12 protein-coding genes are annotated in these 15,929 nt (G+C 43.3%); 9 read left to right on the top strand and 3 right to left on the bottom strand.

Annotation, left to right across the window (positions count from 1 at the left end):
- Positions 1–25 precede the first annotated feature (25 nt).
- The 4 genes from PWYN_RS01605 to PWYN_RS01590 all read left to right on the top strand — a co-directional run bounded on the left by PWYN_RS01605 (position 26) and on the right by PWYN_RS01590 (position 4,654).
- Complete coding sequence (locus tag PWYN_RS01605; protein WP_036647695.1) at positions 26–790, top strand: YwmB family TATA-box binding protein; 765 nt, start codon at positions 26–28, stop codon at positions 788–790.
- 434 nt (positions 791–1,224) lie between these two features.
- On the top strand, positions 1,225–2,091 hold the full coding sequence (locus tag PWYN_RS01600; protein ID WP_084146566.1) for an ABC transporter permease: 867 nt from the start codon (positions 1,225–1,227) through the stop codon (positions 2,089–2,091).
- A gap of 17 nt (positions 2,092–2,108) precedes the next feature.
- Positions 2,109–3,002: a carbohydrate ABC transporter permease gene (locus PWYN_RS01595; protein WP_036648229.1), complete on the top strand. Its 894-nt coding sequence runs from the start codon at positions 2,109–2,111 to the stop codon at positions 3,000–3,002.
- Positions 3,003–3,079: 77 nt separating this feature from the next.
- On the top strand, positions 3,080–4,654 hold the full coding sequence (locus PWYN_RS01590; RefSeq protein ID WP_036647692.1) for an extracellular solute-binding protein: 1,575 nt from the start codon (positions 3,080–3,082) through the stop codon (positions 4,652–4,654).
- A gap of 53 nt (positions 4,655–4,707) precedes the next feature.
- Here PWYN_RS01590 and PWYN_RS01585 read toward each other — a convergent pair whose 3' ends face one another.
- A complete protein-coding gene (locus PWYN_RS01585; RefSeq protein WP_240479653.1) occupies positions 4,708–6,939 on the bottom strand; it encodes a helix-turn-helix domain-containing protein in 2,232 nt (743 codons plus the stop codon).
- A 439-nt stretch (positions 6,940–7,378) separates the two neighbouring features.
- On the opposite strand from PWYN_RS01585, the gene zwf reads away from it, so the two are divergent.
- Positions 7,379–8,929, top strand: a complete 1,551-nt coding sequence (gene zwf, locus PWYN_RS01580; protein ID WP_036647690.1) for a glucose-6-phosphate dehydrogenase — start codon at positions 7,379–7,381, stop codon at positions 8,927–8,929.
- A gap of 264 nt (positions 8,930–9,193) precedes the next feature.
- Positions 9,194–10,783, top strand: a complete 1,590-nt coding sequence (locus PWYN_RS01575; RefSeq protein ID WP_036647688.1) for a peptide chain release factor 3 — start codon at positions 9,194–9,196, stop codon at positions 10,781–10,783.
- A gap of 96 nt (positions 10,784–10,879) precedes the next feature.
- On the opposite strand, the gene PWYN_RS01570 is transcribed toward PWYN_RS01575, so the two are convergent.
- Positions 10,880–11,116 (bottom strand): small acid-soluble spore protein SspI, encoded by a 237-nt coding sequence (locus tag PWYN_RS01570; RefSeq protein ID WP_036647686.1) that lies wholly within the window; start codon positions 11,114–11,116, stop codon positions 10,880–10,882.
- Positions 11,117–11,254: 138 nt separating this feature from the next.
- Here PWYN_RS01570 and PWYN_RS01565 point away from each other — a divergent pair, with 138 nt between their 5' ends.
- From PWYN_RS01565 to PWYN_RS01555, 3 genes are all read left to right on the top strand, one after another.
- A complete protein-coding gene (locus tag PWYN_RS01565) occupies positions 11,255–11,914 on the top strand; it encodes a potassium channel family protein (RefSeq protein ID WP_036647685.1) in 660 nt (219 codons plus the stop codon).
- A 33-nt stretch (positions 11,915–11,947) separates the two neighbouring features.
- Positions 11,948–12,733: a TrmH family RNA methyltransferase gene (locus PWYN_RS01560; protein ID WP_036647683.1), complete on the top strand. Its 786-nt coding sequence runs from the start codon at positions 11,948–11,950 to the stop codon at positions 12,731–12,733.
- A 161-nt stretch (positions 12,734–12,894) separates the two neighbouring features.
- Complete coding sequence (locus tag PWYN_RS01555; protein ID WP_036647681.1) at positions 12,895–13,746, top strand: copper amine oxidase N-terminal domain-containing protein; 852 nt, start codon at positions 12,895–12,897, stop codon at positions 13,744–13,746.
- Positions 13,747–13,943: 197 nt separating this feature from the next.
- Here the strand turns inward: PWYN_RS01555 and PWYN_RS01550 are convergent, their stop codons facing one another.
- Positions 13,944–15,542 carry a peptide ABC transporter substrate-binding protein gene (locus PWYN_RS01550; protein ID WP_036647679.1) on the bottom strand — a complete coding sequence of 533 codons (1,599 nt, stop codon included), beginning with the start codon at positions 15,540–15,542 and terminating at the stop codon, positions 13,944–13,946.
- Positions 15,543–15,929: the final 387 nt, after the last annotated feature.

Below are 15,929 nucleotides of genomic sequence, written 5' to 3'. Positions count from 1 at the left end.
GATCGGATTGAGAGGGTGTTAGATTATGAGGGGCGGTATTAAAGGAATTCTGTTGGTGTTCATTCTCTGCTCTACTACATTGCTGCTGGCAGGTTTTCGAGGCCAGGTTGGACAAGAGAGCCAGTCGGTCGAATTACAAAGATCAATGCCTCTCCTGACTTCTATAGGTAAAAGTGTTACAGCACCCGGTTCCCCCCTTCGTCTTGTTGTAAAATGGCAGGGGGAATATAACGGTTCGGGTCATACAGCAGGTCTTGCAGCAACTAATTTATCCTCCGAACTTGGATTGGGAGAGGTTAGCCGGGAAGACGGGAAGGAGCATCTTACGTACCGTTCGACTGCAGGAAGTACCGGATTTACAACCACTCTGCTTTGGACTGAGCTTGGGGAAGATAGCAGTTATGTGATCATAACCTTGGAAACTGCTGATTTGATAAATGCTTCGGATTTACAAGCTGCAGCTGAACAAGCCGGCACGAAATTGAAGGAAGCCGGGATTACAGCAGAGTGGAACACTTCACTTCAGGGCGTTTCGAAGGAGCAGGGAGACCCTCGGCAAGCACTGCTGTTAACGGAGAAGAATATGAAGGCACAACTGCCCAAGCTCACAGTACAGGAAAGATACGAGGATGCAACTACGGCCAGCCATTCATATACTACATCTGCTTTACAGCATTCCGTAGTAAGTGGAGAACAAAAGGTAGCCCTGCAAACAGCTATTCATCAAGTTACTGACAAGGGAATTAGCCGTATTACGATAGGGTTACCATTAATAACGATCGAATATTAAAGCTATTACAAGCAGAAAGCCTTAGCTCCTTTCGTCATTTGAAAGGGACTAGGGCTATTTTGCATAGAAAAACAAGGATATTGCACAAAAGTTTGAAATGTTCAGCCTCCATATATCCGGTTAATACAAAAAGGCTGCTAAGCTTCACTATTCATCGTAAACCTGCTTTTCTATACTCAAGACATGAGTTGGGCGGAGACATCTACTGTCCAGACAGCGGCCCAAAACGGCTTCTGCACTATATATAAAAGTATAGGAGAGTGAGTGTTTTGAGACATCGTAAGCCGAAGGGTGGAATACCGCTCGCGATAGAACTTCCATTGAAAGGCAGTCGGCAATTAATACCGCCTGACGAACAGACCTGGACGGGTGCTAAGAAAAAGAAGAAAAAAGGTTTCTTCCATGAATTGATAACCAATCGTATTCTGTTCCTGATGCTGTTACCGGCACTAATTTTCTTTTTGTTGAATGCGTACTTCCCGATGATTGGAGTGTATTATGCCTTCACGCAGTTTGATTTCAATTCAAGTTTATTTAATGCTCCATTTGTGGGATTACGGAACTTCGAATTTTTATGGAAGTCGGGTACTTTATTGAGGCTTACCTTAAATACAATCGGGTACAATTTGGCATTTATCTTTCTGGGTAACGTCCTGGCTATCGTATGCGCTATTTTGCTCAGTGAGCTGCGTATTAAATGGTTTAAGAAATTGACCCAGTCCATCATGTTTCTTCCGTACTTTGTATCTTTCGTTATTCTAAGCGTTATTGTCTATAATGTTTTCAATTATGAGAACGGTTTCCTTAATACGTTACTGGCACAATTCGGTGCCGATCCTGTGGATGTCTACAATAAGCCTGTCGTTTGGATTTTCCTGATTATTCTATTTTACTTGTGGAAGAACTTAGGTTACAGCATGGTTATATACCTTGCTTCCATTACAGGCATCAGTGAAGAATATTATGAAGCAGCCAAAATTGATGGTGCGCATATATTTCAGCGGATATGGTACATCACGGTTCCAATGCTAAAATCCACTTTTGTTGTTCTTCTTCTTTTCTCTCTGGGCAGTATTATGAAAGGTCAGTTTGACCTATTTTACCAATTGATTGGCAACAACGGTGTTCTTTACAATACAACCGATATTCTCGACACCTATGTATTCCGTTCTCTTAAAGTTACCTTTGATATCGGTATGGCTACTGCAGCGGGTCTATATCAATCACTTTTCGGGTTTGTTCTGATTATGACGGTGAACTATATTATCCGCAAAATAAATGATGACTACGCTCTGTTCTAGGAGGAAAGAAGATGGAAATGCAAATCAAAGACGATAAATACACGAAAATTCTTCAGATCATTGCATATGTCGTGGTGATCTTAGGTTCGATAGCTTGCCTGCTTCCGTTCTTGCTTATCCTATCGGCCTCATTTTCTGCAAATGAATCCATCATAAAGGACGGCTATCACCTAATACCGGCGAAGTTCTCTCTAGAGGGCTACAAAACAGTTTTCCGGTTCCCTGATGAGGTCTTACGCGCTTATGGAGTCACCTTTTTCACTACCATTGTGGGTACCACAACCGGCTTGTTTCTAATGACCATGGCTGGCTATGTCTTGGCACGTAAGGACTTTAAGTATCGGAATATCTTTTCCTTCTACATCTATTTCACAACCTTGTTCGGCGGGGGTCTTGTGCCTTGGTACATTATGATGACCAAATATCTGCACATGACTGACTCGTATATGGCGCTTATTTTTCCGGGCCTTATGACCCCTTTTCTAATCATATTGATGAAGAATTTTATCCGCTCAGCTGTTCCTGAGGAGTTATTCGAATCCGCTAAAATTGACGGAGCAGGAGATTTCAAAATATACTGGCGGATCGTATTGCAGCTTTCGATGCCCGGCATCGCAACCGTAGGGTTGTTTCTGGCTCTTCATTACTGGAATGACTGGTTCACGTCTTCGTTGTTCATCAATGATCCGCATAAGTACCAGCTCCAATTCCATCTGTACAATGTGATCAACTCAGCAGCGTTTATGGCCAACATGGGAGCCGGTACCGGTGTGAGTCTGGGAGGCGATCTGCCGACCGAATCCACCAAAATGGCCATGGCTATCGTAGTAACAGGACCCATTTTGCTTCTTTATCCGTTCATCCAGCGTTATTTTGTTAAGGGCTTGACGATCGGAGCGGTAAAAGGTTAGAACCGAGCAGGCGGTAACGTAATTTAAACCGTCATTCGGCTGACATAGATTTATAATAAGGAAAAGGGAGGCTTCATATGAGAAAGAAAGCAGGTAAGCGGTCGGTTGTTATGTTAACAATGGTACTCGCAATTTCGCTACTGGCAGGATGCGGTGGAAACAACGGTGGCAATTCGTCTAGCGGAGAAAACGCAGGGAAGGCAAGCAACAGCCCAACTACTGAAGCAAAAACAGGTATCGATACCTCTAAAAAAGTTCAACTCCAACTCTATATGCTAGGGGATGCTCCTAAGGATCTGCCGGCAGTCGAAGCGGAGATTAACAAAATGGCCCTTGAAGACTTAAATGCTACTGTAAAATTCAACTATACAAGCTGGACGGACTGGGATCAAAAGTATAAGCTGCTGCTTTCCTCAGGGCAGGCTATTGACCTGATTTTCACAGCGGACTGGACACAATATCAAGCCTTTGCTAAAAAAGGTGCTTTCATGGCTATAGATGATCTGCTGCCGACAGCGGCGCCTGAGCTGCAAAAATTCGTGCCTGCTTCCATGTGGGAGGACGTAAAGGTTGACGGTAAAATCTATACCGTACCGGCGACGTATAAAGAGTATGTTACGAATGGTTTTGTATGGCGGGAGGATTTGCGAAAAAAATATAATTTGCCGGAGCCGACTGATTTAGCTAGTTATGAGGCTTACATGGATGGAATTAAGAAAAATGAACCTGACATGATACCTATTTCTTTAAACGGTGATGTTCGTAATAATCTTCATTATATTTACACTGAATTGAATAAAATGGTGGGCGCATTACCGTACGGTATTGGTGCGAAGTACGAATCACCTACTGAGGTGTATTCATACTGGGGCTCCGATGAGCAAAAAGAAGAGCTGCTGACCATGAAGCGCTGGCAGGACAAAGGCTTTATCTCAAAAAACGTGCTTAACGTCAAAGATACACTGCAGGACCCTTTAACATCCGGGAAAGCAGCCTCCATATTTGGAGACAATCCTACCCGTTATAATGAATCGGCTATGTCAATTAGCACTACGCATCCCGAATGGGAACTTGGATATTCTCCGTTCGCAAGAACTACCGGTTATGCAACACCAGTACACCCGGTACACAACGGCTTTGCTATTGCAAAGAGCAGTAAAAACCCTGAAAGAGCACTCGCTTTCTATGAAAAGCTTGTATTGGATAAACGTTATAACCAGCTGACCGAATATGGTTTTGAAGGTAAAAACTACACCGTTGAAGGCGGCTACTATAAGCTGGTCGGAACCAGTCAGTCGAATGGTTTCAGCCGCGAAGCCATGAATGGCTGGGCTTGGAGAAATCCGGAATTTATGCTCTTTGACAAGAGCTTTGACGGAGTTAAAGCCATCTTCGATGAATTAGACAAAATCCAAAAGCCTGACCTGTTCTTAGGTTTTGCTGAAGACTACACTTCGTACCAAGGTGAGAAAGCTGCTCTGGAGCAGGTGGAGAAACAATACCTGTATCCGTTGCAAGCCGGACTGGTAGAGGATGTAGAAAAGGGATTAGAAACATTCATGCAGAAGGCTAAACAAGCCGGACTGGAGAAGATTCAGGCAGAATGGACGAAACAATGGCTGGCGTATGCAGAGCAAAAAGGAATTAAATAATCCATAAATAAGACGGCTGTTCCGCCCCATCGGAACAGCCGTCTTATTTAAGTTCAGCTCTTTTTTGTGCGACGATAGTCTGTTGGTGTAATGCCGAAGCTTCGTTTAAACATCCGGTGCAGGTAGGAGCTGCTGGTGAAGCCGCATTGTTCTGCTACTGCAGTGACTGATAAATCTGTATTCTCCAATAAGGAGCACACTTCACGCATACGTACTTCCAAGATAACATCCACGATACTCGACATCGTTTGCTGCTTATATAATCGGCTGATATAAATCGGAGACATATTTAGCGCATCAGCGATCTGGTTCAAACTTAGATTAGAATCCATATAAGAATCCGTTATCTTTTGATCAATTTGTCGTATTAACTCATGCTGCTTAGAATTCTTTTTATCCGCCAGCTTCTCTTGGATTTCGCTGAATAATGTGAAGTACGCTTCTTCAAGCTCTGAAATGGTTTCAATGGCCTCAATAGATGGGAGTTCCGGTTCAGCCTGGCTGTGTAACTGGTTACGCTTCTGAATGTTGCTGATGATATCTTTCACCGTTAGGCTGAGTCTAGAAACGGCTAACTGTACAGCATGAAAAGGAAAATGCTCTGTTCCACGGATAATGTCTGAAAAATATTGGCGGGCTTCTTCTGTTTTACAGCTCATTAGTGCTTCCGTAAACTTCTTTTCTTTTTCTGTAGGGTAGTGGTAGACATTGGACTTCAGAACGCTTATGGAATTTGCATTTATAATGCTGCCATGTCCGAGAAATAACCGATGATTGGAAGCTTCACGTAATTGCTTATAAAGCTGGTTCAACTGCATGGGATTCTGATCAATAGGGCTGTAGGTTGAGGTCAAGCCGATTTTGAGATAGTCGAAACAAGCTTGCTGTATTTGCCGGAGCAGGGTCTCAATTAACTCTGTAGCCGTATCTTCAATCGGGTCTATAATATTCAACAGAATCAATATCCCGTCGTCATTCATATCTACAGTTTCTACACGGTAGGTTTGCCCGCATATTTCGGATGCAATATTCATGATGGCAAATTTATAGGCGAGCAGATAGGAACTTCTTGTCTCTCTATATTCGGCATAATTATCGATCCTGAGCAGCACAAGCCGGTAATCCTCATTAAATGTGAAATGAATACCCAATTGCCTCAGCTTCTCTACTTGTTGAATGGTGTGTAAAGGTTTTAAGCCTAGAACGAAATCCCGCAACATATTTTGTTTGATCGTAAACATGCTGTTGCGCTTCTCGGTTTCAAGTACATTCATTTCGTTGACGATTCGGTCAATCGGAATATAAAGCCTTCGGGATACCACCTGTGATAGTACAAGACCGGCTATTATAATGACAAATGCCATAAGCAGAGTTGCATTACGGATATCATCTGTATGTTTGGTGATCTCATCATAAGGAGTGATTCGGACATATTGCCAATTCAAATCGTCAGGAGAGGTGAAGGATACCAATGACTTTTCACCTTTAAACGGGGCAATAAAGTAGCCCGCAGAGCTCCCCTTGATTTGCTCTTGTATCCATTTATGTTCATCTGTAGATAAATCCAGTTCAGCCAAGCTGTCAGCGGAGAGGAATTTCCCTTGATCCTCAAGAATAAATGTCGTGCTTTTCGAATCAATGTCCTTAGTAATTTCCTTATTAATCCAGGGAGCGGAAATGTTGACGATCACGGCAGAATTAAGAGATCTGTCCCAGCCGATGGAATCAAAGCATAAGAAGGTATAACTGCTTACTTTATCTCTTCTTTTTTCATTACTTGGATAGATACGGGGAATCGGCATAAACGGTTTATTATCTTGATAATGATCGAGAATATAGAGAATGCCCTGATCCTCAAGTTCCTTCTCATTAAAAACGCCGTTCTGCCCATGGGAGGATGCGATGTATACTCTCTCGTTATCCGGATTATAAACATATATGGATTCAATATAGGGCATGGAGTTCAAATAATTACCGAGCTCCGACATGGCGGAAGTGACATCATAAATGTCCGGCTTATCATAAAATACTATTTTGGATATCGTACTGTTGCGGTAGATCTGAAAGGAAAGTGATTGGGCTACTCCTGTCATATTTACGACTTCACTGCTCGTTTGGGTTAGATTCCTGAGGTCCGAACGAAAGGCTTCTGTTTTTTCTACTTTAATGTAGTAAGTATAATAAATTAAGGTGGAGCCTATAAGAGTCAAAGATATGCACAGGGTAATACTTATTAACAGTTTACTGTACAACGCTCTATTCGTGCGGACTTCAGACATTTTCATAAGCAGCTCCCCTTTTTTGTTGTTTCTCTGGTTGTAATAACCTGTCATTATGGTGGCAGTGATTTAATTATAGACTTCACACTATGAACGGGACAGTAGAAGAAGATTATTATAGTGAACAGGATGAATATTACGAGGGTGAACAAAGCCAATATTTATGTACAAATCGGATATCGTGCAGTGAAAGAACCTAACTCAGGATATTAGGCGCCGTTGAAATTAAAAAAAGTCCTTGTCCTTATATAAGTCGAAATATAGTTAATAATAAAAAAGAGTAATGCAAATTTCCCGAATTCCGAGAATAATAGTCAGGAATGTGATAGCATCATTTTTAGGAATGTGATAAAATGATTTAACGTCGTGACGCAATTTTTATAACGTATTCGACGCTGAGAATGGATGTCAATAAACTATATTACATACAGAAAGATGAGGAGCCATGGCTGAAAATCAAACCCTTGATGCACTGCAAACACCCGGTGCTGTATTTTTTATTTTTGGGGCAACCGGAGATTTAGCCCGACGTAAGCTTTTTCCGGCGATTTACAGCTTGTACCGCGAAGGTAAGCTGGCGCAGGATTTTGCAGTTATCGGCGTGGCGCGGCGTCCGCGTACTCAGGAAGAATTTAGAAGTGATATCAGAGAATCTATTCGTGAATTCTGCCGTTATCAAGCAGGCGATGAGAGTGAATGGATCGAATTTGTAGAGCATTTTGAATACAAATCTCTGGATATTAACAATATTGGCGGGTTCCGTGAATTACGTGCCCAAACCGAAGTGCTTGAGGAGAAGTTCCACATTCCAGGCAATCGTCTTTTCTATCTGGCCTTGGCTCCTGAGTTATTCGGCAGCGTGTCGTTCAACCTTAAAGAAGGTGGAATGCTGGATAGTACAGGCTGGAACCGTCTTGTTATTGAGAAGCCTTTCGGTTATGACTTGGAGTCGGCAGAGAAGCTGAACGAGCAAATCCGCCAAGTGTTTAAGGAAGAAGAAGTTTACCGGATTGACCATTACCTGGGTAAGGAAATGGTACAGAACATTGAAGTGATCCGTTTTGCTAATGCCTTTTTCGAACCTCTCTGGAATAATAAGCATATTGCGAATATTCAGATTACACTGGGTGAAACGGTGGGTGTAGAAGATCGCGGAGGTTACTACGACAATGCTGGAGCTTTGCGGGATATGGGTCAAAACCACATTCTGCAGCTGTTGACTATGATCGCCATGGAGCCGCCAAGCCGTCTATTGGCCGAAGATATCCGTGATGAGAAGGTGAAGGTATTACGTTCATTACGTCCTTACGCTTCATCTGATGAAGTCCGTGAGAATGTCGTACGTGGACAATATACCCAAGGCTTGCATAAAGGAAAATCTCTTCCTGCCTATCGTCAGGAGGACAAAGTAGATCCTGAATCCAATACCGAAACCTACTTTGCTGCTCGAGTATCTGTGGACAACTTCCGCTGGGCGGGTGTTCCTTTCTATATTCGTACCGGCAAGCATCTTCCGGTGAAGACGACGGAAGTGGTTGTAGAATTCAAAGGTATGCCTACCAATGTGTATTTAGGACAAAAGCATAAGCTCGAACCTAACTTGCTTGTTATTCGTGTGAATCCGATGGAAGGCATCTATGTCAAAATTAATGCCAAGAAGCCGGGTTCGGAGTCGGATATTCAGCCGTTGGCTATGGATTTCTGCCAGAGCTGTATGATTGGCATCAATTCGCCGGAAGCCTACGAGCGTTTGCTCCATGATGCAACTCGCGGAGATTCGACGTATTTCACCCGTTGGGATGAAGTATCGTCGGCATGGTCCTTTGTTGACCGTATCGCGAAGGCGTGGAGGGAAGATTCCAGTGATCTAGCTTCCTATCCTGCAGGTTCTTGGGGGCCGGTCGAGGCAGATAAACTTCTGGCTAAAGACGGTTTCCACTGGTGGCCGGTAAACGGTCAAGAAGAAGATAATGTGGTATGGCAGGTAAATAGCTAAGATATTACGGATTATGAATACATCTCCCTGCAGAAATTGCAGGGGGATTTTTTTGTAGAAGCCTACCAAAGGAATATACTTAGAACTGATCCAGGACAGCAAACTTGCGGTTATATTTTACGTTCGCAAGCTTTTTATAGATAATGTCTGCCGGATTTTGATATACTTGAAAGGATGCTTGAACTTGAAGCGAAACTGGAGCTAAATGAATAGACCTAGTCATTAAAGCAGGAGCATGAATTTATATATGAAGGGATATGTGTAATGAACAAAGCTATCGATCAGAAGCTGCAGAAGGAAGTGGATAAACGCAGAACCTTTGCGATCATTTCCCACCCGGATGCGGGTAAAACTACTCTAACGGAGAAGCTGTTGTTATTCGGCGGCGCTATTCGTCTAGCGGGAACGGTTAAAGCTCGTAAAGCGAGCAAGCATGCAACAAGTGACTGGATGGAAATTGAAAAGCAACGGGGGATTTCGGTTACTTCTTCCGTAATGCAATTCGACTATTTGGATCACCGCGTTAATATTTTGGACACACCGGGTCACCAGGATTTCAGTGAAGACACCTATCGTACGCTTACCGCTGCGGACAGTGCAGTCATGCTGATTGACGTTGCCAAGGGTGTGGAAACACAGACAGTCAAGCTGTTCCAGGTATGCGCCAAACGTGGAATTCCAATCTTTACGTTCATTAATAAATTGGACCGCGAAGGACGTAGCCCATTCGACTTGATGGAAGAGCTGGAGAATGTATTAGGAATTCGTTCAGTTCCCATGAACTGGCCTATTGGCAGCGGACGTGAGCTGTGCGGCGTGTATGACCGAATGAAGAATCAGGTAGAGTTGTTCCAAGGAGATGATCACTCCGTAATTAGGGTGCAGAAGGTTGAAAGCTACCGCGATCCAATCATTCGTGAAATGGCGGGAGAATACCTGCATGATCAGCTCTGTCAGGATCTGGAGCTGCTTGATGTAGCGGGCGACCCTTTTGATTATGATAAAGTGCTTCGGGGAGAGATTACACCTGTATTCTTCGGGAGTGCTATTAATAACTTTGGAGTACAGACCTTCTTGGACAACTTCCTAGATCTTGCACCGAAGCCGGAACCTCGCCGTAGTACTATAGGCAGCATAGAGCCGACCAATGAGAAATTTACGGGCTATGTCTTCAAAATTCAGGCGAATATGAACCCGGCTCATCGTGACCGGATTGCGTTCCTGCGGATTGTATCCGGTAAATTCGAGCGCGGAATGAGTGTAAAGCATGTTCGTGCCGGTAAGGACATTAAGCTGTCCCAGCCGCAGCAGTTTTTGGCGCAGGATCGCGATATTGTAGAGGAAGCATATCCTGGCGATATCATCGGACTGTTCGATCCAGGTATTTTCCGGATAGGAGATACATTAAGCCAAGCTGGGGATATGGAGTTTGATGAGCTTCCTACGTTCTCACCTGAGATATTTGCTAAGGTAAGCATCAAAAACGCTTTGAAATCAAAGCAGTTCCAAAAGGGAATCGATCAGTTGACAGAAGAGGGCATGATCCAAGTGTTCCGTACGGTCAGCTTTGATGATATTCTGCTGGGTGTGGTTGGACAACTGCAATTCGAGGTATTCGAATACCGCATGAAGGGTGAATACGGCGTAGATATCCAACTGCAACGGATGACCTATCAGTTCGCACGCTGGATTGTGGACGAGGAGAATAAACCAGATCCGAGTAAATTCCGTATTAACTCTACACTTGTAACGGATAAAAAGGGGAACTACGTTGTTCTCTTCGAGAATGAATACGCGATGCGTACCGCGGTTGATAAGAACCCGACGGCTAAGTTCCTGGAGACTGCACCTTAAGTTCAGTATAGATTTGCTTCATAGAAAAACCTCCGCCTTCATGTGTGCTAAAGCACCATGGCGCTGCGGAGGTTTTTACAGTTGATGGATTCCAAATTAAGAAGTGATAGATCCGGGTGTTATGGTACTCAGATGTTCATGTAATAAAGTGACAAGGTTATCTTGTTTCAAGGTATCAAGGTTCTTCCACATCATTTCGAACACAGCTCCAAGTCCGGGAAGAGCAGCTTCAGGTCCATCCACAGAGCCTTCAATCATGTCCCGCAAATCGGCTTCGGATTGACCTTTCACTTTATGGATGATCGCTTGGCGCAAATCAATGGTAACCGGCATAGAATACCTCCTTAAGGGTTGGGTTGCAAAGTATATAGCTTCGTTATAATGTACCCTGCGGAAGTAATGAAAATTCAAGTTTTTATGACCTTATGATATACTGTTTGAGATGTAATTTGTTACGGGAGGTACTAACACATGGCCAAAAAACAGTATGCCGTCATTGGTATGGGGCGTTTCGGGTCAAGCATTGCCAAGGCGCTGAGTGGCATGGGGTTTGATGTGCTGGCAATTGATTCAGATGAACATCGGACACAGGAGATATCGAATATTGTAACTCATGCTGTAACTGCAGATTCCACGGATGAAGAGGCTCTTCGAGCATTGGGGATCCGGAATTTTGACGTAGTCGTTGTGGCGATTGGTGAAGACATTCAATCTAGCATTTTGACCACACTTATTCTGAAGGACCTCGGTGTGCCTGCGATTCTAGTCAAAGCTAAGAGTGAGCTGCATGGTAAAGTACTAAGCAAAATTGGTGCGGATAAAATCATTTACCCTGAGCGGGATATGGGATTACGTGTAGCGCATCACTTAGCCTCACCTAATATTCTTGATTATATTGAATTGTCTCCAGATTATAGCATTCTGGATATGAAGGTATCGGGAACCATGCTGGGCAAGAACCTGCAGGAGTTGGATATCCGCGCAAAGTTTGGCTGTAACGTAATGGCTATTCGTCAGGGAGCTGAAATGAATATTTCACCCCGTGCGGAGGAACGATTAGTTGAAGGTGATGTACTGGTTATTGTTGGCCGGAAAGAAAATCTGGCGAAGTTGGAACTGGCTTATCTATAGAAGAACAGGCCGGGAAATAGAAAGGAAGTCCTTATGGAAATTATGTCTCCCCAGAATACTCGGGTTAAAGAGTGGGCTGGGCTTCAGGAGAAAAAACATCGTGATAAAGCCCGTAAATATATTGTTGAAGGCGTGCACTTAGTTCAAGAGGCGCTAATGGCTGAGGCAGATGTAGAATGTCTTGCGTATGACCTCGAAAAAGGGGTGCCTGCTGAGCTGAAAAAACTCCTGCAATCGGTTCAGGGGATGGAAGTTATTGGTGTCACGGCAGCCATCATATCTAAATGCAGCAGCACAAATACACCGCAGCCCGTATTCGCAATCATCCGAAAGGAACAGCAAGGGTTGGAAGCCATCCTGTCGAAGCCGGATAGTCTGGTTGTTGTACTGGATGGAGTTCAAGATCCCGGCAATGTAGGCACAATCATCCGTAGCGCAGATGCTGCTGGAGCGGATGGAGTGATCCTTGGGCTTGGCTGTGCCGACCTTTTTAATCCTAAAACTATACGTTCAACAATGGGCTCGATGTTCCATCTTCCGGTGGTGGAAGGCGACTTGAGTGATATCCTGCCACAGGCAGCCGATCGCGGTGCCTTGTTGGTCAGTACTTCTCTGCAAGGAGAAGAGTCTTGCTATCAGCATGACTTCCACGGCAGCCAATGGCTGCTCATTGGAAGCGAAGGCAAGGGCATTTCAGCAGAAACAGCGCAACTCGTAGATAAAAGCATCATCATCCCTATGTCGGGACGGGCTGAATCGCTGAATGCAGCGATGGCAGCTACGATTTTACTGTTTGAGGCTCGGCGGCAGCGGGGTTAGGGAGTGTAGACCACAACTTATCAGTCCTGATGATCAAGAAAACCTTGATCTATCAGGACTTTTTTAATAATCCTTACTAATCAATTTTAAGTTGTATTCATTCTATAACAAGAGTAAAGTATCCTGCTAAGGCACTATATCTAATTTTAGGAGGAAAAGACATGAAATTGAAAGTATTGAAGATTATTTCTTTATCATGTGTTCTAGCAATGGGCATAACAAATATGGCGAGCGCAGCAACTCCGTCAACTCAAAAAGCTCTGACTCATTTAAAGGTTAATCAATATTATATTTTGTATACAGCTCCTAAAGCTCCATACATTGACACTAAACAAAGATTGATGGTTCCGCTTCGTTCCATTAGTGAGTTGCTTGGTGCTGAAGTCACGTATAATGCCAAATCAAAGATGGCTAACATTGTATTTAGCAATCACCAGCTCCGGCTGACAAGTGATTCTAAAGCTGCCTATTTGAATGACATGAAGATCACAATGGATACCGTTCCAGTCATTTATGAGAACTCCATGATTATTCCTCTAAAAATAATACTCGATGCCTTCCAAATCAAGGCTAATTTGAACTCTGCTTACGGCTACATCAACATTCAAGACAGTCGTCTGTTAAAAACAAGAATGTTCAGCAATTTTGAAGAATTTGATTCGTCTATGAACAGCTTAGTCGATGATGAAGAAGCGTTCGTACCTTTGCAGACAAAAATCACCACTACTGCGGGAAAATCTGACCAAGCGGTACAAGTTACTATTACAGCACAGAATATTACTGAGAAGAGTATTCCAACTGGCAGAGAAGACCTTCATCCTGTATTTTTAACAAAAGGAAAATACTTGCTTGATTCGGATGGGGCATGGCCAGATTCCAAGGCGCGAATTCGTCCTTCAGTGAAAAAAGACGAAAAGATTCAGCGATCATGGGATTTCAGTGTCCAGAATAATGATCCGCTGCTATATATCTTAGTCAAGGGTAGAACATTTAGCCAATCCATAAACAATTGAACCTGAGCTCTGAAGGTAACGGTAAGTACGCGAATGTACGAAAGGATATCAAGAAGAACGGTTATCGTCAATTTGTTCGACTATCTAAGACAATATACCCGTAAAAGGCGTCAGCAGGAATATTCTGCTGACGCCTCAAAAGCCATTGGAAAAAAGGATGCTGCGGTATTTAACCTATCCCCAGTAATTGATTATGATTATTTAAGATAACCTCTTGTAAAAGCTATCGAACCATCAAAGTTTATATACACATTATTAACATTCGGTTTTGCTAGAACATCAGCCGCATAATAGTAAAGTGGGAGGATGATCATTTTATCCATGAGCAATTTTTCAGCTTTGGCATAAAACTGCATCCGCTCAGCGGGTTCTTGTGTTTGCCGTGCTTGTCTCAGATAGCTGTCATATTGCTTATTGCTCCAGCCGGAATCGTTGTCCTCACTCCATGAAGTGAAATATTCCAAGAATGTAGCAGGATCATTATAGTCCGCTCTCCATCCTGCTCTAGCCACCGTAAAGTTCTGACTGTAGCGGTTATCCAACAGTTCATTCCAACTCTGAACCTCAACATTTGCCTCAATCCCTAAATTTTCTTTCCAAACGGAAATGATGAACTGGGCTACCAGGTCATGGTTTTGCTCTTCATTCACTATAATGTTGAACTTCGGCAGCTTCGTTAAGCCTTCTTCTTGTAAGCCCTCTTGCAGTAGCTTCTTGGCCATTTTAAGATCCTGGTTGAAATAAACACTATCCGCTATCTCTGAACGAAAAGGTTGTTTAACACCATGAATAGTCGGAGCAACGTTACCATAGGCTGGTGTACCGTAGGGTAAGCTCTCCCGATCAACAGCCATAGCTAAAGCTTTTCTAATCTTAATATTATTAAAAGGAGCTTTGTTCAAGTTAAATTGATAGTAATAGAGTCCAGCGTACGGAAACTCATATTTCTCATTTAAGACTTCAGCACCTAGGAGACTATAATCAATAGCAGTAGTTTCCCCGCCACCGATCCAGTCTAGCTTGTCGTCCAAGTAAGCAGCTGTATTCGAAGGCTGTCCCGCAGCTGGAACAAGAAATTGAACTTCTGAGAATTGAATCTCCTTAGCTGCATAATAGTTGGGATTCTTGGTCAAGACGACCTTATGATTGTCCAATGCTGCCAGCTTGTATGGACCGTTTGTTACCACGGACTTTGTGCTGCTTGCCCAGTTTTTATTGACTTTGACCACTGTTGCATTAACCGGAAGGTAGATATTTTCCGCAAGCAACTGAATGAAAGCATAATTTTTCTCTGCAAGAGTCACTTGAAGCGTGTAATCGTTCAGCGCCTTGATCCCTACTTTTGAGGCGTCCTTCTGTATACCGTTGTGATAGCTCTCTGCCCCGGCAATCATAAACATTTTGAAAGCCAGTCCATTGGTAGCTTGTGGGGACAAAGCCCGTTTCCAAGCATATTCGAAATCCGAGGCCTTTACAGGCTGCTGGTTACTCCATTTGGCACTGGAACGTAGCGTGAAGGTGTACGTTTTGCCGTCATTGGATATTTTCCAAGACTTAGCTATGCCCGGTACGGTCTGACCGGTTTCATTTAGACGGACTAAGCCTTCGAACAAACCTTTAATGACTGAAGATGCCGTATCGTTAACCGTTGGGGCAGGATCAAGCACAGTAGGAATAGCATCCACACCAATTCTAAAGACCTGTTTCGCTACAGCTGCCGATGCACCCTCGCCTTCTGTAATATTGATACACAAAAGCAGACCCAAAGCCAAAAGTACATGAAGCAATTTCTTCATTCATAATTCTCCTTTATCTCTACTAAATTTACCCAATCAACCTATCATAGCACGTAATCTTTTTCAGAGGCGGGAATATCTACACATCTTTGGTATCTGATAAATAGCAGAAGAGTAAGGTACTTGAACGAGATAACCATTAGCTTGATCCTTGCGGACCGTAGGGCTCTTATTACATCTTCCCCCAGCATATTTGGAGTATATTTCAGTAAATAGTTGCATCTGAGTCCACATGCTAAATGAAACCTTATGTTTTCTGCAAATAAGAGCTCTGTAGTCCGTATAAAAAACCAGTCCTAATGATCAAGAAACTTTTGATGGTTAGGTCTTTTCACATTCATTTTGTGCTATTCAATACTATCATTGTCCTAACGATAGTTTTACAAG

The sequence above is a fragment of the Paenibacillus wynnii genome, assembly GCF_000757885.1.
Lineage (GTDB): Bacteria > Bacillota > Bacilli > Paenibacillales > Paenibacillaceae > Paenibacillus_AQ > Paenibacillus_AQ wynnii.
Note: the sequence above shows the minus strand (reverse complement) of the source record. Positions and strands in the feature narration are given on the sequence as shown.

What these genes read in the sequence shown, in the direction of transcription:
- PWYN_RS01595 (WP_036648229.1), top strand. Translation starts at nt 2,109, where the DNA reads ATGCAAATCAAAGACGATAAATACACGAAAATTCTTCAGATCATTGCA.
- PWYN_RS01555 (WP_036647681.1), top strand. Translation starts at nt 12,895, where the DNA reads ATGAAATTGAAAGTATTGAAGATTATTTCTTTATCATGTGTTCTAGCA.
- zwf (WP_036647690.1), top strand. Translation starts at nt 7,379, where the DNA reads ATGGCTGAAAATCAAACCCTTGATGCACTGCAAACACCCGGTGCTGTA.
- PWYN_RS01585 (WP_240479653.1), bottom strand. Translation starts at nt 6,939, where the DNA reads ATGAAAATGTCTGAAGTCCGCACGAATAGAGCGTTGTACAGTAAACTG.
- PWYN_RS01605 (WP_036647695.1), top strand. Translation starts at nt 26, where the DNA reads ATGAGGGGCGGTATTAAAGGAATTCTGTTGGTGTTCATTCTCTGCTCT.
- PWYN_RS01570 (WP_036647686.1), bottom strand. Translation starts at nt 11,116, where the DNA reads ATGCCGGTTACCATTGATTTGCGCCAAGCGATCATCCATAAAGTGAAA.
- PWYN_RS01590 (WP_036647692.1), top strand. Translation starts at nt 3,080, where the DNA reads ATGAGAAAGAAAGCAGGTAAGCGGTCGGTTGTTATGTTAACAATGGTA.
- PWYN_RS01560 (WP_036647683.1), top strand. Translation starts at nt 11,948, where the DNA reads ATGGAAATTATGTCTCCCCAGAATACTCGGGTTAAAGAGTGGGCTGGG.
- PWYN_RS01575 (WP_036647688.1), top strand. Translation starts at nt 9,194, where the DNA reads ATGAACAAAGCTATCGATCAGAAGCTGCAGAAGGAAGTGGATAAACGC.
- PWYN_RS01550 (WP_036647679.1), bottom strand. Translation starts at nt 15,542, where the DNA reads ATGAAGAAATTGCTTCATGTACTTTTGGCTTTGGGTCTGCTTTTGTGT.
- PWYN_RS01565 (WP_036647685.1), top strand. Translation starts at nt 11,255, where the DNA reads ATGGCCAAAAAACAGTATGCCGTCATTGGTATGGGGCGTTTCGGGTCA.
- PWYN_RS01600 (WP_084146566.1), top strand. Translation starts at nt 1,225, where the DNA reads ATGCTGTTACCGGCACTAATTTTCTTTTTGTTGAATGCGTACTTCCCG.